The sequence below is a fragment of the Paenarthrobacter sp. PPS72 genome, assembly GCF_048537125.1.
GTDB lineage: Bacteria > Actinomycetota > Actinomycetes > Actinomycetales > Micrococcaceae > Arthrobacter > Arthrobacter nitroguajacolicus_E.
On record NZ_JBLYIE010000019.1, the window covers coordinates 182,539 to 202,077 of the forward strand.

Annotated in this window: 17 protein-coding genes; 13 read left to right on the forward strand and 4 right to left on the reverse strand. The window is 62.3% G+C overall.

The genetic code is table 11. The features are described 5' to 3' along the window. The first annotated feature begins 4 nt into the window (after window positions 1-4). The 5 genes from ACLRGI_RS09930 (at window position 5) to ACLRGI_RS09950 (ending at window position 5,899) form a co-directional block, all read left to right on the forward strand. Window positions 5-1,471, forward strand: coding sequence for a CCA tRNA nucleotidyltransferase (locus tag ACLRGI_RS09930; RefSeq protein WP_419201487.1), 1,467 nt, complete (start codon window positions 5-7; stop codon window positions 1,469-1,471). Then, window positions 1,472-2,053, forward strand: a complete 582-nt coding sequence (locus tag ACLRGI_RS09935; protein ID WP_419201488.1) for a histidine phosphatase family protein — start codon at window positions 1,472-1,474, stop codon at window positions 2,051-2,053. A gap of 581 nt (window positions 2,054-2,634) precedes the next feature. Continuing rightward, window positions 2,635-2,775 carry a hypothetical protein gene (locus ACLRGI_RS09940; protein ID WP_419201489.1) on the forward strand — a complete coding sequence of 47 codons (141 nt, stop codon included), beginning with the start codon at window positions 2,635-2,637 and terminating at the stop codon, window positions 2,773-2,775. A gap of 168 nt (window positions 2,776-2,943) precedes the next feature. Continuing rightward, window positions 2,944-4,461 carry a glycosyltransferase family 87 protein gene (locus tag ACLRGI_RS09945; RefSeq protein ID WP_419201490.1) on the forward strand — a complete coding sequence of 506 codons (1,518 nt, stop codon included), beginning with the start codon at window positions 2,944-2,946 and terminating at the stop codon, window positions 4,459-4,461. Then, window positions 4,454-5,899, forward strand: coding sequence for a phytoene desaturase family protein (locus ACLRGI_RS09950; protein WP_419201491.1), 1,446 nt, complete (start codon window positions 4,454-4,456; stop codon window positions 5,897-5,899). Before ACLRGI_RS09945 ends, ACLRGI_RS09950 begins: the two co-directional genes overlap by 8 nt. Before the next feature lie 20 nt (window positions 5,900-5,919). On the opposite strand, the gene ACLRGI_RS09955 is transcribed toward ACLRGI_RS09950, so the two are convergent. Further along, complete coding sequence (locus tag ACLRGI_RS09955; protein ID WP_419201492.1) at window positions 5,920-6,525, reverse strand: NAD(P)-dependent oxidoreductase; 606 nt, start codon at window positions 6,523-6,525, stop codon at window positions 5,920-5,922. Between the two features lie 84 nt (window positions 6,526-6,609). Between ACLRGI_RS09955 and ACLRGI_RS09960 the strand changes: the two genes are divergently transcribed. Then, window positions 6,610-7,008, forward strand: a complete 399-nt coding sequence (locus ACLRGI_RS09960; protein ID WP_419201493.1) for a winged helix-turn-helix transcriptional regulator — start codon at window positions 6,610-6,612, stop codon at window positions 7,006-7,008. A gap of 46 nt (window positions 7,009-7,054) precedes the next feature. Here ACLRGI_RS09960 and ACLRGI_RS09965 read toward each other — a convergent pair whose 3' ends face one another. Both ACLRGI_RS09965 and ACLRGI_RS09970 read right to left on the reverse strand, forming a co-directional pair. After that, complete coding sequence (locus ACLRGI_RS09965) at window positions 7,055-7,756, reverse strand: ABC transporter ATP-binding protein (protein ID WP_419201494.1); 702 nt, start codon at window positions 7,754-7,756, stop codon at window positions 7,055-7,057. Between the two features lie 28 nt (window positions 7,757-7,784). Then, window positions 7,785-8,864, reverse strand: coding sequence for an ABC transporter permease (locus ACLRGI_RS09970; RefSeq protein WP_419201495.1), 1,080 nt, complete (start codon window positions 8,862-8,864; stop codon window positions 7,785-7,787). 194 nt (window positions 8,865-9,058) lie between these two features. On the opposite strand from ACLRGI_RS09970, the gene ACLRGI_RS09975 reads away from it, so the two are divergent. The 6 genes from ACLRGI_RS09975 to ACLRGI_RS10000 all read left to right on the forward strand — a co-directional run bounded on the left by ACLRGI_RS09975 (window position 9,059) and on the right by ACLRGI_RS10000 (window position 17,278). After that, window positions 9,059-10,339: a sensor histidine kinase gene (locus ACLRGI_RS09975; protein WP_419201496.1), complete on the forward strand. Its 1,281-nt coding sequence runs from the start codon at window positions 9,059-9,061 to the stop codon at window positions 10,337-10,339. Beyond that, window positions 10,336-10,992 (forward strand): response regulator, encoded by a 657-nt coding sequence (locus ACLRGI_RS09980; RefSeq protein WP_419201497.1) that lies wholly within the window; start codon window positions 10,336-10,338, stop codon window positions 10,990-10,992. Before ACLRGI_RS09975 ends, ACLRGI_RS09980 begins: the two co-directional genes overlap by 4 nt. Before the next feature lie 68 nt (window positions 10,993-11,060). Next, window positions 11,061-13,508 carry a penicillin-binding transpeptidase domain-containing protein gene (locus ACLRGI_RS09985; RefSeq protein WP_419201498.1) on the forward strand — a complete coding sequence of 816 codons (2,448 nt, stop codon included), beginning with the start codon at window positions 11,061-11,063 and terminating at the stop codon, window positions 13,506-13,508. A 71-nt stretch (window positions 13,509-13,579) separates the two neighbouring features. Then, window positions 13,580-15,262 carry an ABC-F family ATP-binding cassette domain-containing protein gene (locus ACLRGI_RS09990; protein ID WP_419201499.1) on the forward strand — a complete coding sequence of 561 codons (1,683 nt, stop codon included), beginning with the start codon at window positions 13,580-13,582 and terminating at the stop codon, window positions 15,260-15,262. Window positions 15,263-15,326: 64 nt separating this feature from the next. Beyond that, complete coding sequence (locus ACLRGI_RS09995) at window positions 15,327-16,094, forward strand: DeoR/GlpR family DNA-binding transcription regulator (protein WP_419201500.1); 768 nt, start codon at window positions 15,327-15,329, stop codon at window positions 16,092-16,094. Beyond that, window positions 16,091-17,278: an MFS transporter gene (locus tag ACLRGI_RS10000; RefSeq protein WP_419201501.1), complete on the forward strand. Its 1,188-nt coding sequence runs from the start codon at window positions 16,091-16,093 to the stop codon at window positions 17,276-17,278. The genes ACLRGI_RS09995 and ACLRGI_RS10000 overlap by 4 nt, the downstream gene beginning before the upstream one ends. Here the strand turns inward: ACLRGI_RS10000 and ACLRGI_RS10005 are convergent. Next, window positions 17,223-17,927: a phosphatase PAP2 family protein gene (locus ACLRGI_RS10005; protein WP_419201502.1), complete on the reverse strand. Its 705-nt coding sequence runs from the start codon at window positions 17,925-17,927 to the stop codon at window positions 17,223-17,225. The genes ACLRGI_RS10000 and ACLRGI_RS10005 overlap by 56 nt on opposite strands. A gap of 55 nt (window positions 17,928-17,982) precedes the next feature. Here ACLRGI_RS10005 and ACLRGI_RS10010 point away from each other — a divergent pair, with 55 nt between their 5' ends. Then, entirely contained in the window at window positions 17,983-19,485 is a 1,503-nt protein-coding gene (locus ACLRGI_RS10010) for a bifunctional phosphatase PAP2/diacylglycerol kinase family protein (RefSeq protein WP_419201503.1), read from the forward strand. Window positions 19,486-19,539 lie beyond the last annotated feature (54 nt).

The following is a 19,539-nucleotide window of genomic DNA, read 5'->3' on the forward strand; positions in this document are numbered from 1 at the left end:
GACTATGGCGCACGTATTGGACAGCTCTTCAGTTAACTTCACCATCGATCCGGTGGTGCTCGACCTCGGGCAGCGCTTTGTCGACGCCGGATTCGAGCTGTCCTTGGTGGGTGGACCCGTGCGCGACCTCTTTTTGGGGAGGACATCCCCGGACCTGGACTTCACCACCGACGCCACGCCGGACCAAACCATTGCCGTCATCAAGAAGTGGGCGGACAACTTCTGGGAAATCGGCCGGGCTTTCGGCACCATCGGGATGAAGAAGAACGGTTTCCAGATCGAAATCACCACCTACCGCGCGGAGGCTTACGACCCCGATTCGCGCAAGCCCGTGGTGGCGTTCGGCAACTCCCTGACCGACGACCTGCTGCGCCGGGACTTCACCATCAACGCCATGGCGCTGCGGCTGCCAAGCCTGGAACTCGTGGATCCGTTCGGCGGCGTCCGCGACCTCCACGCGTCAGAGCTCGCAACCCCGGGAGCGCCGGAAGCCTCTTTCTCCGACGACCCCCTCCGCATGATGCGCGCCGCCCGGTTCGCCTCCCAGCTCGGCGTGTCGGTTCACGACGACGTCCGGCTCGCGATGTCGCAGATGGCAGACCGCATCAAGATCATTTCCGCGGAGCGCGTCCGGGAAGAACTGGTCAAGCTTGTTAACGGAGCGCACCCGCGGGTGGGCATTGATCTCCTGGTGGACACCGGGCTCGCTGAGTTTGTGCTCCCGGAGGTTTCCGCCCTGCGCCTCGAAGCCGACGAGCATCACCGGCACAAGGACGTGTACCAGCACTCGCTGCAGGTCCTGGAACAGGCCGCGGCATTGGAAACAGGCCCTGATGGTCCGGTGCCCGGCCCCGATTTTGTGCTGCGGTTCGCAGCGTTGATGCACGACGTCGGCAAGCCGGCTACGCGCCGCTTTGAACCGGGCGGCGCGGTGAGCTTCCGCCACCATGACGTTGTTGGTTCCAAGCTGACAGCCAAGCGCATGAAGGCGCTTCGGTTCGACAATGAGTCGATCAAAGCAGTTTCACGCTTGGTGGAGCTCCACATGCGCTTCTATGGCTACGGTGATGCCGGCTGGAGCGATTCCGCTGTCCGTCGCTACGTCACCGACGCCGGTCCCCTCCTGGAACGCCTGCACCGGCTCACCCGATCCGACGTCACCACGCGTAACCAGCGCAAGGCCGACCGCCTGTCCTTCGCCTACGATGACCTGGAGCATCGCATCGCGGCGCTCTTGGAGCAGGAATCGTTGGCGGCCGTCCGGCCTGACCTTGATGGAGCGCAGATCATGGCCCTCCTGGGCCTCAAGCCCGGTCCTGTGGTGGGGCGGGCGTACAAGTTCCTTCTGGAAGAACGCATGGAACACGGACCACTTTCCCCGGAAGAAGCCGAGCAGAAACTCTTGGCATGGTGGGAAGCGCAACCCGAGTCCGCCGTCGTCGAGCCGTTGACCGAAACTGAGGAGTCCTAATTGAACGCTGCAATTTCCCCGCGTCCGCAACTTTGGATCCTTCGACACGGCGAGACCGAGTGGTCCAAAAGCGGTCAGTACACCGGCCTGACGGACCTTCCCCTCACCGTTGAGGGTGAGCAGCAGGCCGTCGAGGCCCGTAAGGTCCTGGAGAGCATCGACTTCGACCTTGTCCTGACATCGCCACTCCGCCGAGCCCGGCGCACCGCAGAACTTGCAGGCTACCCGGAGGCAGTCCATGAGCCGCTGGCCGTGGAATGGAACTACGGAGACTACGAAGGCATCAGCTCGGACCTGGTCCGCAAGGACAACCCGGACTACCTCATCTGGACCGATGGCGTACCCAACGGTGAAACCCTGGACGAAGTGGCTGCCCGGGCGGACAAGATCATCGGAAGGGTCCTGGAATCCGGAATGGACAATGTCCTGATAGTGGCCCACGGTCATTTCTCCCGGATCCTGACTGCCCGCTGGCTGGAAATGGATGCCCGCGAAGGCCGGCACTTCATTCTCGGAACGGCGAAGGTCTGCACTCTAGGGTGGGATAAGCGGACGCCCGCAATTGTGCGTTGGGGCCTCTAAAACACTAATTTAGAAAAACTTTTGGCGAAATAGCTAATTTCGCTGGTCAAACTCCTTCTTCATGGGGTAGTTTATATCTTGTTCCCAGAGCGACCCGCCGGGAACAAGGCGCGCATTCCCTGGTTCAGTCAGCCGGATAATGCCACAGCAGGTCCCTGTGACCAGAAAAGGAGGTTGGGAAAAATGATTACTTTGACTAGCGGACGGAAGTTGACCGTCACTGCTACCCCGGCCTCTGCTGATGACGCGCGCCATTTTTGCCCTCTGACCCACTCCTGAACCATCCGGACCGGCTTATTGCCGGCGGTGTTCTGATAGCCCTCCTATCTTTGGACGGTTGAGTAGTCAGTTGTAGGCGCGGACCCACGCAGCAAGCCGCGGGTGCGCAGTTTCCCCATAGTTCGGAACCAGCTTCTTGTTGGGTCGACTGCTGGAAGCACGCGCTATTGCACGACGAATCCCTTTTTGGTTCGGTCCGCAAATTACATTATTAGCCTCGGCTCTTTATGCCCTTTTGAATTCATGCGGCTCTAATTGTTGTGCATAAATTGCGATTAATTTTGAATGAAAGGAGGTGAACCATGCGAAAACGCCCCGAAGACATGCGTTTCTACAAGAGCACCGATGTTCCCAGGGATCGCACCCTGTTCAACGGCCAGTTGCTGGACCAGCGTCGTGAAGACGTCTACGTTGTCCTGCACCAGATGGGACTCATCCGCTGATTCCCCAACAGCTGAGCCCGAAGGAGTTCAGATGCCAGACATTCATGCTGAACCTCAAGGAGCCCACGCGGCTACGCGTGGGCTCCTCCCCTTTTAACCTGGTGCACCTCGTTGGCCTGGTGCACCTCCTTAGCCTGGTGCACCTCGCAGGGACTGTAAGCTCGATCCATGCAGGAGACGAATCCTCACCGGCTGCAAAAACGTGCCCGCTTTGTGGTTCCCAGCCGCAGCGATGCCCTGCTTCGCAACTTCACGGAAGTGGTGGGCGGACCCTTGGGCAAGCACTCCTCGCCCGGGAAGATGGCGTCCGGACCGTTCACTGTGGAACGGGTCCTGATCATCCTCACCGTTGTCGCTGCCCTCCTTGCCGTGCTTGCAAAGGACTTCTGTCGCGTCCGTGGTTGGGAGACGCCAGGCCAGTTCTACGCAACCTGCTACTCCGATTTTCCTGAGCTCTTTCGCAACCGCGGCCTGGGTGACGGTATTTTTCCGTTCTTCAGCCAAGGCAGCTTGTTCGAATATCCCGTGCTCATGGGCATCATCGCCGGCATCACCGCTTTGATGGTTCCAGGCCAGGGCATAGGGAACGAACGCATCCTGGGCTACTTTGACGTTAACGCAACACTGATCGTGGCGGTGTGGATCGTCACTGTCCTCCTGACCGCAAGAATCAACAGGCGCCGCCCCTGGGACGCCGCCATGGTGGCCGTGGCCCCCGGGATTATTCTTGCCGGATTCATCAACTGGGACATGTGGGCCGTGGGGCTGCTGGCCCTGGGGATGTACTTGTTCTCCAGGGACAAGCTGATCCTGGCCGGCCTAGTCATCGGACTGGGAGCAGCCACCAAGCTATACCCGGTCCTCATACTCGGTGCTGTCCTGGTACTGAGCCTGCGAACCGGTAAGCTGCGCGTCTTCTTCATCACCACTGGTGTGGCCCTTGCATCCTGGCTGGCTGTGAATCTGCCCATCGCAGCGATGAACCCCTCGGGTTGGCGATACTTTTTCGAATTCAGCCAGGACCGCCCTGCCGGATACAGCTCACCCTGGTTTGCTTACAACCTCGTGGCGGACAGGGTTCGTTGGGCCCAGATGGACGGCGCAACCATTAATACACTGGCACTGTGCCTGTTCGTCGTGGCATGCGCACTTATTGGGGCCTTGGCTTTGTGCGCTCCACGGCGACCCCGCCTGGCCCAGCTGGTGTTCCTGATTGTTGCCGCATTCATCCTGACCAACAAGGTCTACTCCCCCCAATTCGTCATCTGGCTCATACCGCTCCTTGCCCTGGCCCGACCCCGCTGGCGCGACTTCCTCCTCTGGCAAGCTGCAGAAGGGCTCCACTGGGCTGCGGTATGGATGTACTTGGGCCAGACGACCAGCGGCGGTAACGTCCAGCACAACATCGATATGTCCTATTACGTGCTGGCCGTAGGGCTGCACATGGTTGCGACGGCCTATCTCATGGTGCGGGTGGTCATTGATATCTGGGATCCTGCCCAGGATCCACTCCGCGTGTATGGCGAGGACGATCCCCACGGTGGACCCTTCGATGGCACCCGGGACTGGCTACGGCTCGACGTGCTCCGACCCTCCCGGTCAGTGCTGCCCTGGCGTCACCCGGCTACGGTGGAAACTACGGATCCCAAAGCACCCCAGCGTACGGAGGTAAACAGCGATGGTTGATGTCGCCGTCGTCGGCGCCGGCCCCAACGGCCTGGCCGCCGCAGTTGTTATGGCCCGCGCAGGCCTGAGTGTCCATCTCTACGAAGCAGCCGATGCGATCGGTGGTGGTTCCCGGACCAGCGAGTTGATGGAACCCGGCTACCTCTACGATGTGTGCTCGGCAGTGCATCCCATGGCTGTGGCGTCGCCCTTCTTCCGCGCTTTCGAGCTATCAGACCGCGTGGATCTGCGGGTGCCGGAGGTCCAACACGGCACACCCTTGGACGTGGGTGGTGCGGCCTTGGCCTACCAGTCCCTGGATCGCACGGTGCAGGAACTGGGCGTCGATGGTCCCGCTTACCGCGGGCTGCTCCAGCCGTTGCTTGAACGGGTGGACGGGGTGGTGGACTTTACGTCCAACCAACTCCTGCGTATTCCAAAGGATCCCCTGGCGGCAATCAGGTTTGGTCTGGCCACCTTGGACCAAGGGACTCCGATCTGGATGCGCCGATTCCGCGAAGAAGCCGCCCCAGCGTTATTGACGGGTGTCATGTCACATGCGCTCGGCTCGCAGCCTTCCCTCAGTTCAACCGGTGCCGGACTGTTGCTCAGTATTCTGGCTCACGCCGGCGGTTGGGTGATACCAGTGGGTGGCTCGATGTCCATTGCACGGGCCATGGCTGATGATCTCACCGCGCACGGCGGCACGATTCATGTGGGTGAACGCGTGAACTCGCTGGATCAGGTCCGGCCCGCGAAGGCCATCCTGTTGGATATTGCTCCGCCTACTTTGGCGCGACTGGGCGGCGCGGAAGTTCCTGATGGTTACCGTCGCGCACTTGAAGCATTCCGGTTCGGGAATGCAGCATGCAAGGTGGACTTCATCCTGTCAGGTCCCGTGCCGTGGCGTGATGCCGGGTTGGCGAAGGCAGGGACGGTCCACGTGGGCGGATCACGGCGGGCCATGGCGGAGTCCGAGAACCTGGTGGATATGGGCAAACACCCAACGGAGCCCTACGTCCTGGTGTCCCAGCCATCCGTGGTGGATCCGACCCGGGCTCCGGAAGGCCGTCACGTTTTGTGGTCCTACTGCCACGTACCCGCCAACTCCACGGTAGACATGGCCGAAGCCGTCACGGCACGTATTGAGCGGTACGCGCCAGGTTTCCGCGATGTGGTGGTGGCGTCGAAAACCACGACGGCGGCGGAACTGTCCGCGTACAACGAGAACTATGTTGGGGGAGACTTCAGCGCAGGCCTGCTGGACCTGCGCGGTCTGGTGCAACGTCCGGTCGTGTCCAACGTGCCGTGGCGGACCCCTATGCAGGGTGTGTATCTGTGCTCCTCCTCAACGCCGCCTGGTCCCGGGGTGACGGGAATGCCCGGGTACCACGCGGCAAGATATGCCCTTAAGGACATATTCAAGATGCGGGTACCCGGGCTGGGTGTTGGCCTGTAGTTGCTCGTGAGTAGGCGGCTCTAGTTGGCGGCCGTGAAGCGGGCGCGACGGTGAGCCGGGCTTTCGATCTCGTCGAGCATGACCACGGCGTAGTCCTGCGTGGATATGCTGTTGCCGGCGGGTGAGTCCTTGGCAATCGTGTAGGCACCGGTGCGTTCGCCCGGCTGGATGACGGGTGCAGGAGCCAGGACGGTCCAATCGATGGTCTCCGGGGTCTGCTTTACAGCTTCGAGGGCTTTGGCGGCGGTTGTCGCTTCAGCTTTGTAGGCCTCGGGGAAGTCAGGGGAATCGAGCAGACGGACGCCATCGATTTCCAGGGTGCCGGCGCCGCCGACGATCATGAGACGGGTTCCTTCGGCATTGCTGTAGGCCGAAGCCATAGCATCAAGCCACTCGCCATGGTCGCCGCCGGTGCGGCTGGGACCCGTTGCCAGCACAACGACGTCGTGATCCTTGGCGATCGAGGCAAATGCCTCGGCATCTGCCAGATCTGCTGCCCTGGCAGCGGCTCCGGGAACCTCTGCGCCCTTGCGGGAGATAGCCGTGACCTCGTGGCCTCGGGTGATGGACTCGTTGACAATCTGGCTGCCGACCATGCCCGTTGCGCCGTAAACTGCGATTTTCATAGCTCTCCTTGAGGTTGGTATCCTTGCAATAACCACAACGGTATCCAGCAGATACTGATAGCTTCAAAGAAACCGAGTTACCTCTTGGATACTAATGACCTCTCCGGAAACATCCTGGACCCCAACTGTCCGTCACGGGTGGTCTTCCAGCGCATCGGCGACAAGTGGGCTTCATTGGTGATCCAAGTGCTCGGCGACGGGCCCGTCCGCTTCTCGGAACTCCGCAAAATGGTGAACGTAGTAACTCCCAAAGTCCTGACGCAAACCCTGCGCGCCCTGGAGCGTGACGGCCTCATTACGCGGACCGTCTACGCACAAGTGCCGCCACGGGTGGAGTATGAGCTGACGGCCTTGGGTGAGTCCCTGCTGCAGCCGCTGACCATGCTGCGACACTGGGCCGAAAGCCACGTCCCCACAATCCTCCAGGCCCGCGACGCCTACGACGATGCGCAGGATGAAGCGCTCCTCGGCTCGCCCAACTGAGAAGCAGATGATCGCGTTTTGAGGGCTCACAACGCTGCTCTGCGAGCTACATGGGTTGGGAGGACGGCACCAATGTGCGGCTGATCCTTCCGTCCCTCATGGTGGCAACGGCGTCAGTGATGGGTAGGAACTCGGTGTCATGCGTGACCATGATGGTTGCGGTCCGGAACTCATCGGTGACCTGGCGGAGCAGCCGAACAATCGACCCACTGCGTTCGTGGTCCAGTGCGGCTGTCGGCTCATCGACAAGGAGAACGGTGGGGCTGCCCATGAGGGCCCTCGCGATGTTCACCCTCTGGCGTTGGCCGCCGGACAACTGGTGAGGCCTCTTGTGGGCCATCCCGGACAGCCCCACCACGTCCAGTAGTTTTGCAGCCTTCTCCCGTTCTTCGCGTACTGGCTTGCCGCGCAGATGCTCGCGAATCAGCAACTGCTCGACGGCGGTCAGTGCCGGCAGCAGGTTGGGTTGCTGGAAGATGATGCCCACCTTGTCCCGTCGGAGTGCTGTGCGTTCGGCGTCCGAAAGGGCGGAGACGTCCTGTCCGTCGATGACGACGAGGCCGGCCGTCGGCTTCACGAGAGTCGCGGCAACGGCGAGCAGCGAAGACTTGCCGGAACCGGAGGGACCTACGAGGGACAGGAATTCACCCCTGCGAAGGCTGAGGCTGACCTTATCCAGTGCTTTGAGGGTGGAGCTGCCGTCGGGGTACTCGAGGGATACGTTGATCAGGTTCAATGCTTCAATCATGGTGTATGCCTTTCTGGGAATGTCTCAGTTAATTTCCGCCGAGGGCCAGCAGCGGATCTACCTTGGTGACGCTTCTGACGGCCAGGACAGCTCCCGCCAAGCCGAGGAGGATGATCCCGGCAATGGGGACGAGGGTGGTCAAGGGCGTGATCAGGAAAGGCGCGGCGCGGGCCGCGAAGGTTCCGCCCACCACGCCAGTCAGGCCGCCCACCAAAGCCCCGATCAGCAACACCATGGCCGCCTGGGCAAGGGCATCCCGCAACACATAGCCGGATGAAGCTCCCAGGGCTTTGAGCACGGCGATGTCCCGCGTGCGCTGCACAGTCCAGACGGTGAGGAAGGCGACAATCACCAACGCCGAGATCCCATAAAGGAATGCCTGCATGAGCATGAGGGACCCGTTTTCACTCTTGTACGAGGAAAGGGCCTGGAACGAACCCACAGGATCGGTGCTGACTGTGCCGGCCGCCGCGTTGGCGGCGTCGAGGTCCACGGAAGATCCGGCGTCGAAAGTTGCGGCGATAACAGTGGCAGAGCCCGGTGACGCGTGGGCGATGGTCCGCCAAGTGTCCAACGTTGTCCATACCACGCCGGCGTGCGAGTACCACTGGTCCTCCACGACGTCGGAAACGGTGAGTTCGGTCCCGCCCACCCGGACCAGGCTGCCGGCCTCCAGCGAGAAATCCTTGGCAAGAGTTTCGCCAACCACCACCGTCCCGTCCTCCACGGCTGCCGGAGCCACCGTCCCGCCAAACACCGCAATGTTCGCCGTGCCAATTGCCATACCGTCCGGCCCCAGCGACTGGACACGCGTTTGGCTGATTCCGAGCTCCTGGGCCGAAGCGATGCCCGGCTGTTCCCGCCAGGACTCAAGTTGGTCAAGGGAAACTTCCGACTCCGTATAAGACGTTTTCGGCTCCCCGCCGGCAGTGGCACCGAAGACAATCTGTTGAACGGGCAGAGCCCCTATGGCCGACGTCGACTGGTTGCCTAAGCCCGCAGTCAGCCCGGAAAGCATGACGAGCAGCAAGGTAATCAGGGCGACGACGCTGGCCATGAGGGCGAAACGACCCTTGGCGAAACGGATGTCGCGAATGGCAAGAAACATCGGATTCCTTCGATTCAATGCGGGCTTGTCCCGGCCATCCCAACTCTTCCGGCCATGGCTCCAAGCAGCATCGGAAGCCGGATGGATTGGCTGGCGGCGTGGGGTTGAGCCGGTGATCATCCAAATGGTTGATTCCGGCGCAATGGCGCCGAATCCGGGGCGGTTTGCGAAAGCCCGGGGATACGCTGGGAAGCATGCAGTCTCCCGCTGGCGCCGCCACAATCCTCCGTGTGCTGCGCGTGAGCCTGCATGTGGGCTTCGCGGTTCTGCTGCTGGTGGCTGTTGTCCGGTTGCTGACGGGAATGGGGACCAACGGTGCGCCGTCGGCGGTGGCTGTGGTTGCTGGACTCGGGCTTTCGGTCCTGCTAGCGCTGGTGTACCTCAGCGGGACACTCTTGGAAAAGCGCCATTCAAGTGACGCCACTCGTTTAAATCCCACACCCTATGCACGTTGGTGGCTGGCCGCGGTGATGCTCGTGTGGCTGCTGCTCCTGCTGGTCAGCAGCGACTTCGCATGGGTGGCCTTTCCCCTGTTCTTCCTGCAGCTTCACCTGCTCCCCCGGCGTTTGGCCCTCCCCGCGATTGCGGTGAGCACGGCCCTTCTGGTGGGCACTTTGTGGTTCCACAGCAGGGGATCGTCCGACGACGGCCCGCAGCTTGCGATGATCCTGGGACCGGCGTTTGGGGCCATCTTCGCAGTGGTCACCGGTTTGGCCTACAGGGCCTTGTTCCTGGAAGCCGAAAACCAGCGCACTGTTGCCGACGAGCTGCGCAGGACACGCGCCGAACTTGCCCGGACCCAGCACGACGCCGGGATGCTGGCTGAACGCGAACGGATCGCGCGGGAAATCCACGACACCCTGGCCCAGGGCTTTTCGAGCATCATCCTGATGGGTAGATCCGCAGAGAAAGCCCTGGACGACGGCGACGCCACCGCCGCAAAGGAGCGATTGCGGACGGTACAGGACACGGCAGCTGCCAATCTGGCCGAGGCGCGCAGCTTTGTTCGCGGTTTGCGGTCCCCGGATCTCCAGGAGTCGGGACTCGTGGACACCCTCCGACGGCTCTGCGAAAAGACGGAAACGGAGGCTGCTGCCCGCGGATCTGCGCTGCGTTGCCGCTTTGAGTTGGTGGGTACGCCGGTAGAACTGCCGAACACGTACCAGACCACCCTGCTTCGGGCCGCCCAGGCTTCCCTCGCGAACGTATGGGCGCACGCCCAGGCGCGCGCCGCCGTCGTGACCTTGTCCTTCCCCGGCGAGGAGGTGACCCTGGACGTTTTCGACGACGGCGTGGGTTTCGAACCGTCGACGGCGGCAGGTACAGCGCGTGGGGACGGCACCGGCGTCGGGCTTCAGAGTTTGCGCGAACGGTTGGCCGTGCTGGACGGCCGCCTGGAGATCGAGTCGGCGCCCGGCGAAGGAACCGTGGTTGCAATTCGCCTACCGCTGCCGGTGGATGAAGGTGCTGCATGAGTGAAATCCGAGTCTTGTTGGTGGACGATCACCCGGTGGTCCGGGCGGGCCTAAGGGCCATGCTGGCTGACTTTCCGGGTGTCTCCGTGGTGGCCGAGGCCGCGGATGGTGATGCCGCGTTGGCGGAACTCAGCAAGCTGCAGATCCTTGGTGAGCCTGTGGACCTGGTGCTCATGGACCTGCAGATGGGCAGCGGCATGGACGGCGTTACAGCCACGGCGAAGATCAAGTCCGGCGAGGCCGGGACTCCCCCGCCACCGGTGCTGATACTGACCACCTACGACACCGATGCCGACATCCTCGCTGCAGTAGAAGCCGGCGCCAGTGGGTACATGTTGAAGGACGCTCCACCGGAGCAGATCAGGCAAGCTGTCCTGTCCGCGGCTGCCGGACAAACCGCGCTGGCGCCGGAGGTTGCAGCGCGGCTCATGGGCCGCATACGGAACCCTTCGCCGGCGCTGAGCGCCCGGGAGGTGCAGCTGTTGGAGCTTTTGGCCACCGGCATTAGCAACCGTGCCATGGCCAAGCAACTCTTCATTTCCGAGGCCACCGTGAAGACCCATTTGGTGCACATCTATTCAAAGCTTGGCGTGGACAACCGAACGGCCGCGATTGCCGTAGCGACCCAGCGCAGGATCATCCGCGGGCGCTAAATCCCAGAACCGCGCTGCTGCGGCAGTGGGCAACGGGACCAGCCAGGTTTTGACACTGACGTACGGACGTGCCGGTTGGTTCTGTCTACGCCTCCGAGACGCCATGGGTCCAGGCTCTGAACGGCTACGGTGTGATCGGTAAGAACGTGGCGAACAAAGACTCGGCGTCGTCCCCGGACAAGCCGTTGACCATCAACTACACGGACCCTGCCACCGGTCAGCAACCAGTGTTCAGCAAAGGCCTTGGCGTGCACGCTCCCTCCAAGATCACTTATTACCTGGGCGGAAAATGTACCTCATTCACCTCACAGGTTGGCCTTGAGAGTGGCTTCGGCGGCAACATCATCTTCAAGGTCAATGTCGACGGAGTGAACAAGTACCAGTCGCGCACTTACACACCGGGATTCGCCCCTGAGACAGTGTCCGTCGACCTCACGTGCGCTCCGAAGCCTGACGCTGACTCTCCGTTTAATCGGCGCCGGAAGAAACTGTCAGGGGAACCGGGCATAATGTCGCAAATGGGGAAATTGAAAAAACATAGTCTTGTCCTTGGTCTCGTATCGTTGGTGATGGCTGGTTCGTTGACCGCCTGCGACGACGGCCGCTCCGGCGCGGAGGGAGCAGCCAAGCAGCTCGCTTCATCTTTGGCAGCGCTCGACGTCGGCCAGCTCGCCGTTGACGGCAAGGACGCTGCCGCGGCCAACGACCAACTCAAGGCCGTGTTCGGGGGACTCAACGCAAAGCCCGCGGTGGAGTCAGGCGACGTCAAGCTCGACGGCGACACCGCAACTTTCCCCCTTAACTACAGTTGGAACATCGGCTCGGCCAAGTGGGAGTACAGCTCCGAGGCCACGCTGAAGAAGTCGGGCGACAAATGGGCTGTGCAATGGACTCCTGCACTCCTTGCACCGGAACTTGCCGAGGGTGAGACCCTGTCGGTCAAGACCGTGCCCGCCCAACGAGGCCAGATCCTGGGCGCCGGCGATGCTCCGATCGTTGAGGACCGTCCCGTCTTCCGGGTGGGCATCGACAAAACCAAGGTTCCGGCTGAACAAGCCGACGCCTCCGCACGGGCCATGGCGGCATTGCTCGGGTTGGACGCAGAAGAGTATGCCAAGCAGGTTGCCGCGTCAGGTCCGCAGGCTTTCGTCGAGGGCATTGTGCTGCGCGCCTACACTGCGGAGATCACTGAAGCGAAGATCGAGGCCATTCCAGGCGGTTCGAGCATTCTGGACTCCATGGCGCTGGCCCCCACACGGACCTTCGCGCGGGCATTGCTGGGCAGCGTTGGACAAGCCAGTGCCGAACAGATTGAAAACTCCAATGGTGCGCTGCGTGCCGGAGACACCACGGGTACCGGCGGGCTGCAGCAAAAGTACGATTCGTTGCTGCGCGGTAAGGACGGCGTGGAAGTACTTGCCACCCCCGAGGTGAAGTCTGAAGGCGAGACACCCGGCACCAAAGTGTTCTTCTCGTCGCTTCCGTCGCCTGGCACTACGCTCAAGACCACGCTTGACCTTAAGCTCCAGCAGCTAGCGGAAGAGACGCTGGCCAAGGTTGGGCCCGCATCGGCCATTGTTGCCCTCAAACCATCAACCGGGGCCGTCGTTGCTGCCGCCTCCGGACCAGGCAGCAACGGCTACAACACAGCCCTGCTTGGTCAATACGCACCGGGTTCCACCTTCAAGATTGTTGATTCCCTGGCGATGTTCCGCAACGGGGCCACACCGGACTCGAAGGTTGAATGCCCTTCGACACTGACTGTGGACGGCCGCACTTTCAAAAATGCCGAGGGCTACCCGGCAAGCTCCCTTGGCTCGGTTGCCCTGCGGGATGCTTTTGCGCACTCCTGCAATACTGCTTTCATCAACGCGCGTGATGCTGTCAGCCAGGACCAGCTCGAATCCGCCGCGCAGGCATTGGGTGTAGCGGTTGAAGCTCCCAAGCTGGGGGCCGACGCCTTCCTCGGCTCGGTTCCTGGTGCTGCCGAGGGCACCGAGCACGCTGCTTCCATGATCGGCCAGGGCAAGGTGCTCTTTTCCCCGCTCTCGGCTGCGGTCATGGCTGCTTCCGTTGCCAACGGCGCTCCCGTTTCTCCACAGCTCGTGTTGAACGCCGATGCTGCACAGAACCCTGATGGCGCCCGGAACCCCAGTTCCAGTGCCACGCCCACCGAAAGCGGCAACGCGTCGCCGTCGTCCGCTTCAGTAAGCGCCGTTCCCGTCTCACCCGCCTCCACCAAGCCGATCACCAAGGATGAAGCCGCTGCGCTGTCGGACATGATGCGGGCTGTGGTGACCTCTGGCCATGCAGGGTTCCTCGCAGAAGTCCCCGGGACGCCGGTGGGAGCAAAGACGGGTACCGCTGAGTTCGGCAACGACAATCCGCCCAAGACCCACGCGTGGATCGTCGCAACGCATGGGGACCTCGCAGTTGCCGTGTTCGTGGAAGAAGGCGGCCTGGGGGCCACTACCAGTGGTCCCCTGCTGAAGTCATTCCTTACCGCGGCCGGCTGAATCGGAGGGTGTCACCGAAAGGAGACGTTCCGCCGTCGAGCGCCAATACACCGCCATGGGAGGATTGAAACGTGGCCCATATTGACGTTTCCGGCATCGACTACTTCCTCTCCGACGGCACCCAGCTGCTCAACGGGGTGACCTTCAAGGTCCCCGATGGCACCAAGACGGCGCTCATCGGGCCCAATGGAACGGGCAAGACCACCCTGTTCAAGATCATTTCGGGCGATCTCACCCCTGACGAAGGCGTGGTGGGACGTTCCGGAAACATGGGAATCATGCGGCAGTTCGTCGGGCAGGTCCGTGACGAATCCACCGTCCGCGATCTCCTGGTTTCCACGGCACAGGCCGGCCTCGCTGCCGCTGCCAAGGCCGTGGAGGACGCCGAGCTCGCCATGATGGAGCACGACGACGAGCCCACCCAGATGAAGTACGCCCAAGCGATCGTGGACTGGGGAGATGCCGGCGGGTACGACGTCGAGACCGTCTGGGACGAAGTGTGCATGGCAGCCCTCGGAATTTCCTTCGACAAGGCACAGTTCCGCCGTGCCTCCACGTTGTCCGGTGGCGAGCAGAAGCGCTTGGTGCTGGAAGCCCTGTTTGCCGGTCCGGATGAGCTCCTGCTCCTCGACGAGCCCGACAACTACCTGGATGTCCCCGGCAAGCGTTGGCTGGAGGGGAAGCTCAACGAGTCCAAGAAGACCGTGCTGTTCATCAGCCACGACCGCGAGCTGCTCAACAACGCTGCCGGCCGTATCGTCACGCTTGAGCCAGGCATCAACGGTGCGGGTGCATGGATCCATGGTGGCGGCTTCGGCTCATATGTGGAGGCACGCGCCGACAGGAACGCCAGGTTCGAGGAACTTCGCAAGCGTTGGGACGAGGAGCACATCAAGCTCAAGGAACTCGTCAACATGTACAAGAACAAGGCCGCGTTCCGCTCCGACATGGCCAACCGGTACCAGGCAGCGCAGACCCGTCTGGCCAAGTTCCTGGAAGCCGGCCCGCCTGAGGCCTTGCCGATCGAGCAGAACGTCAAGATGCGCCTCAAGGGTGGGCGAACAGCCAAGCGTGCTGTCGTGGCCGAAAAGCTCGAACTGACCGGGCTCATGAAGCCGTTTTCTACGGAGATTTGGTTTGGTGACCGCGTTGGCGTGCTCGGTTCCAATGGTTCCGGCAAGAGCCACTTCCTGCGGCTGCTCGCCACCGGCGGCACCGACCCCGAGCGCGAGCACCTGCCGGTGTCCGACGTCGTCATCGCTGAAGTTCCGCACGAAGGCACTGTGAAACTGGGCGCCCGCATCCGGCCCGGTTTCTTTGCCCAGACGCATGTCCGCCCGGATCTGTTGGGCAGGACTTTGTTGGAGATCCTGCACCGTGGAGACGAGCACCGCTCCGGCCTTCCGCGCGAGGCTGCAGCCGGGGCGTTGGATTCCTATGGCTTGGCTGCTCAGTCCGAGCAGAAGTACGAGTCCTTGTCCGGTGGCCAACAGGCGCGGTTCCAGATTCTGCTGCTCCAGCTCTCGGGCGCCACTTTGCTGCTGCTCGACGAGCCCACGGACAACTTGGACCTGCACTCGGGTGAGGCTCTCGAACGGGCGATCGATGCTTTCGAAGGCACCGTCCTTGCCGTCACACACGACCGTTGGTTCGCTAAATCTTTCGACCGGTTCCTGATCTTCGGCTCCGACGGAAAGGTCTACGAGTCTGAGGAACCCGTGTGGGACGAGAAACGGGTAGAGCGCGCCCGCTAACCTGAGCTATGAGCAAATGATCACTCGGAATGATTAACTGAGCAAACCTTGCTACGGTTGAAGCATGGGAACTGCTGACCGCCACCGGCTCATTGGCGAGCTGTTGCGCACACGCGAAGAGGCCACAGTCGATGAGCTGGTCCAAGCGACGGGCGCTTCAGGAGCTACCGTCCGCCGCGACCTGGAAATCCTCGCAGCCAACGGAGTCCTGAAGCGTGTCCACGGCGGTGCACGCAGCTTGCTGGCACGCGGCGACAACCCCGGTTACGGTCAGCGCGAATTGGAAGACCACGAGGCCAAGATTCGCATCGCGAGGGCGGTAGACAAGCTGATCAAAGACCGCGAGCATGTGTGGCTGGACAGCGGGTCCACAGCGACTGAGATCGCACGCCGCTTGAGTAACAGGGAACTGACGGTCATGCCTATGTCCCTGCACGGCGTCGAGGCGCTGACACACAGCAAGGACGGCCATGCTCCGGAGCTCCTTCTTCCTGGCGGCCGTCTCACCCCAGGGGAACAGTCGTTCAGGGGACCCATGACCGAAGCCAACGTTCGCTCACTGAGGTTCGACACCGCCGTCGTAACTCCCTGCGCCCTGAACCTGAAAGACGGCCTGCTGGCACACGATCTCGAGGACGCCGCAGTCAAGCGCGCCGGCCTGGAATCGGCGGTGCGGGTGATTGTGGCTGCCTCAGGAAGCAAATGGAATGCCAATGCACTGGCACTGGTTGCAGCGATGGACACCGTGGCTGTGATTGTGACAGACAAGGAACCATCCCCCGAAGATCTTGACCGGCTCAACAAACTCTCCGTGGAAGTTGTGATTGCATGACCACCAACACCAGAAGCACTACCAACGTCAACGCCGCTGCGGTGGCGACGTTCCTGATTTTCGGCATGAACGGTTTGGTGTTCGCCAGTTGGGCTGCCCGCATCCCTGCCGTGACGGAGGCGCTCAGCCTGACGTCCGGCCAGATGGGGACCCTGCTGCTCTGCACCGCCGTCGGGTCATTGCTGGCCCTGCCTTCAGCCGGTTGGGTGGTGGGCAGGATCGGTACGGCCAACACGGTCCGGGTGGCCAGCATCGTGGCGGGCGCTGCGGGCGCGGCCATTGCCTTCTCGCTGATGGCCGCCTCCGTGCCGGGTACAGCAATTGCGCTGTTCTTCTTCGGCATCGGCATCGGCCTGTGGGACGTGGCGCAGAACATCGAAGGCGCGGACGTTGAGCACCGCCTGAAGCGCACCATCATGCCGCAGTTCCATGCTGCCTTCAGCGGTGGCGCGTTCCTGGGAGCGCTGATCGGCGCCGGCCTGTCGCAACTGGGCGTCGGCTTGCCCGAGCATTTGTTGGTCATTGCAGCCATCGCTGTCGCCTTGGCGCTGACGGTCCCCAAGTACTTCCTGCCGCACGAGGTGGAAGAAATTCACGACGGCGGCGTGGCGGCTGAGAAGGGCCCCGCAGCTTGGCGGGATGGCAGGACGCTGCTCATCGGCGTCGTGGTCCTGGGCGCGACGCTCACCGAAGGTGCGGGTAACGACTGGATTGCGAAGGCCGCAGTGGACGGACTGGGCGCCTCGGAGTCCACGGGTGCTTTGCTGTTCGCGCTCTTTGTCCTTGCCATGACAGTGATGCGGTTCCTGGGCGGCAAGGCGATCGACAAGTTTGGACGAGTGAACGTCCTCCGGGCCAGCATGGCCGCAGCCGCAGTGGGACTCGCCCTGTTCGTTTTTGCCGGCAATGTATTCCTGGCAGGCGTTGGTGCGGCACTGTGGGGCATCGGCGCGGCGTTGGCTTTCCCCATGGGAATGTCGGCTGCAGCGGACGATCCCAAGCACGCAGCCGCACGGGTGTCAGTGGTTTCCACTATCGGCTACGTAGCGTTCCTGGCGGGTCCGCCCCTGCTGGGCTACCTTGGCGACCACACCGGAATCCATATGGCCCTGCTGGCCATCGGGGCGCCTATTTTGCTTGCCCTGCTGCTTGCCGGCGTTGCGAAGCCTTTGCCGCCCAAATAGTCTTTCCGTCCGCTTGCTCATTCTCCTGAATGCATATGTCCCGGAACCGCCACCACATCAAGAGAACGATGCCGGTGGCGAGGCAGGCGCCACCGAGGACGTCGCTGAGCCAGTGGGCCGAGAGATACGTGCGGCTGATCATCATGGCTATGACGCCGATGGCAGCTATCAGGGCCATCCACCAACGCCCAATGAGGAGGGCGAGCACCACAAGGAAGGCCGTAGTGGTAGATACATGCCCCGAGGGGTATGAACCTGTATCGGATAGAACCCTGGCTCCTTCGGGCCTGTCCCTGCCTACCATAGCTTTGGCGAGCTGCGTCAGCGCCAGCACGACTATGCCGCTGAGAGCAGCGAAGACTGCGGCCATTGGTCGCTGCCAAATGAGGAGTGAAATGGCGAGCAGCACGTGGAAGACAAGCATCCCCGCGTACCCGGCCCAGTTGAGGACCACGTTCACGCCATCCCAAAAGGGCGAGTGCAGGCTGAAGGCGTAGGCCTGCCAAGTGGTGTCTACGCTGTTGAACGCCGGCTCGCCTTGCCCGGTCATCAGCAGCACCCCGGGAATAGTGAAGGCGCAGAGCAGAAGCACTCCAGGAGTCACCAGTTGCCAGCTGCGACGTTGACGCGGATGGAGTACACGAATCATCCATTCATCGTAGCCATGGCCGCTGGACGGCACCGGCAGGCGTTAGTGTGAGGGGATGCGAGGCTTCTTGGGCAAAGGCCCCAAACGGGTTGCAGGATTCGACCATTTCCTGGTCCGGGCTGTGTCCCGGCAGCCCCAAGGTGATCACGATGTGTTCTTCCGCGAGCTCTCCGCAGCTGCCACCAAAGGCAAGCTGTGGTTCGGGATCGCGGGAATCATGGCAACGTTCCCGGGAAAGCCCCGGAGGGCAGCCCTGCACGGGCTCCTTGCCTTAGGCGTTGCATCAGGGGTGACAAACCTGGTCTTCAAAACGGCGCTTCCCCGCACCCGGCCGCTGCCTGAGCACTTGCCCATCTTCCGTTTCGTGCACCCGCAGCCGATCAGTTCTTCCATGCCCTCCGGCCATTCCGCATCCGCTGTGGCCTTTGCAGTAGGCGCCGGCATCGTTTCCCCGGCTCTCGGCGCCTTGCTGGCCCCCATAGCTGCCGGCGTTGCGTACTCGCGCGTTCACACGGGTGCTCACTGGCCCTCGGATGTGGTGTTCGGTTCCGCTCTCGGCGCGGGGGCAGCCCTGCTGACGCGCAGATGGTGGCCGCCCCGGCCGCCTGAACCAATGCCTCGCAGGACACCCGCAGACGCTCCTGCAATATCCGACGGCGAAGGGCTGGGTATCGCGATCAACGTCTTGGGTGGTTCTTACTCACCCGAGACCGCCGAGTTGCTCAAAGTTATATTCCCTAAGGCTTATATACATGAAATAGCAGAGGGCGAAGATGTGGCTGCCGAGATCCAAGCGGTCGCTACCCGGGCAGGCATCGTAGCGCTGGGCGTCTGGGGCGGGGACGGAACGGTGGGCACTGCGGCGGCTGCCGCCGTCGAACATTCCCTGCCGCTACTGGTGCTTCCGGGCGGAACCCTCAACCATTTCGCCCGCGACCTGGGCACCAGTTCGATCGACGACGCAATTGACGCCGTGACCAAAGGACATGCAGCCTCGGTCGACCTCGGACACGTACTGGTGCAACGTGGCCTTCCCGAGACGCCGGAGACCACCGAGCTGGCCATGTTGAATACCGCCAGCGTGGGGGTATATCCCAACTTGGTCAGGCGTCGGGAGCGACTCCAGCCGGCCATGGGTAAACCGCTGGCCAGCCTGGTGGCGTCGCTGCGTACCTTCGGCGTGAACTCCCCCACCACTCTTCTGGTGGATGGGGTGAAACACAAGCTCTGGATCCTCTACATGGGCAGGGGCAGGTTCTATCCCAGCGACCATGCACCGCTTCGCAGGCCCGTGCTGGACGACGGTGTTTTCGATCTGCGCATGATCACTGCGGACGAGCCCTTCGCCCGGGCGCGGCTGCTGTGGGCGGTAGTGACCGGTACTGTCGCCGCTTCCAAAGTCACCCATCTGACGGAGGCCACCACCATCACAGTGGAGGCCATCGGGCAACCATTGGTCCTGGCGGTTGACGGGGAGCCGAAGCCCGGAGTCCGCAGCGCCACGTTCACTGTTAAGCCCCGCGAACTTACCGTGTACTCGCCGCTGCCTGTGGACTGAGTTCGTAACGAAGTCATCCGCGAGGACTACCCTGACTGAACCCTGAATCATCCC

What these genes read in the sequence shown, in the direction of transcription:
- ACLRGI_RS09930 (WP_419201487.1), top strand. Translation starts at nt 5, where the DNA reads ATGGCGCACGTATTGGACAGCTCTTCAGTTAACTTCACCATCGATCCG.
- ACLRGI_RS09940 (WP_419201489.1), top strand. Translation starts at nt 2,635, where the DNA reads ATGCGAAAACGCCCCGAAGACATGCGTTTCTACAAGAGCACCGATGTT.
- ACLRGI_RS09945 (WP_419201490.1), top strand. Translation starts at nt 2,944, where the DNA reads ATGCAGGAGACGAATCCTCACCGGCTGCAAAAACGTGCCCGCTTTGTG.
- ACLRGI_RS09950 (WP_419201491.1), top strand. Translation starts at nt 4,454, where the DNA reads ATGGTTGATGTCGCCGTCGTCGGCGCCGGCCCCAACGGCCTGGCCGCC.
- ACLRGI_RS09955 (WP_419201492.1), bottom strand. Translation starts at nt 6,525, where the DNA reads ATGAAAATCGCAGTTTACGGCGCAACGGGCATGGTCGGCAGCCAGATT.
- ACLRGI_RS09965 (WP_419201494.1), bottom strand. Translation starts at nt 7,756, where the DNA reads ATGATTGAAGCATTGAACCTGATCAACGTATCCCTCGAGTACCCCGAC.
- ACLRGI_RS09970 (WP_419201495.1), bottom strand. Translation starts at nt 8,864, where the DNA reads ATGTTTCTTGCCATTCGCGACATCCGTTTCGCCAAGGGTCGTTTCGCC.
- ACLRGI_RS09975 (WP_419201496.1), top strand. Translation starts at nt 9,059, where the DNA reads ATGCAGTCTCCCGCTGGCGCCGCCACAATCCTCCGTGTGCTGCGCGTG.
- ACLRGI_RS09980 (WP_419201497.1), top strand. Translation starts at nt 10,336, where the DNA reads ATGAGTGAAATCCGAGTCTTGTTGGTGGACGATCACCCGGTGGTCCGG.
- ACLRGI_RS09995 (WP_419201500.1), top strand. Translation starts at nt 15,327, where the DNA reads ATGGGAACTGCTGACCGCCACCGGCTCATTGGCGAGCTGTTGCGCACA.
- ACLRGI_RS10000 (WP_419201501.1), top strand. Translation starts at nt 16,091, where the DNA reads ATGACCACCAACACCAGAAGCACTACCAACGTCAACGCCGCTGCGGTG.
- ACLRGI_RS10005 (WP_419201502.1), bottom strand. Translation starts at nt 17,927, where the DNA reads ATGATTCGTGTACTCCATCCGCGTCAACGTCGCAGCTGGCAACTGGTG.
- ACLRGI_RS10010 (WP_419201503.1), top strand. Translation starts at nt 17,983, where the DNA reads ATGCGAGGCTTCTTGGGCAAAGGCCCCAAACGGGTTGCAGGATTCGAC.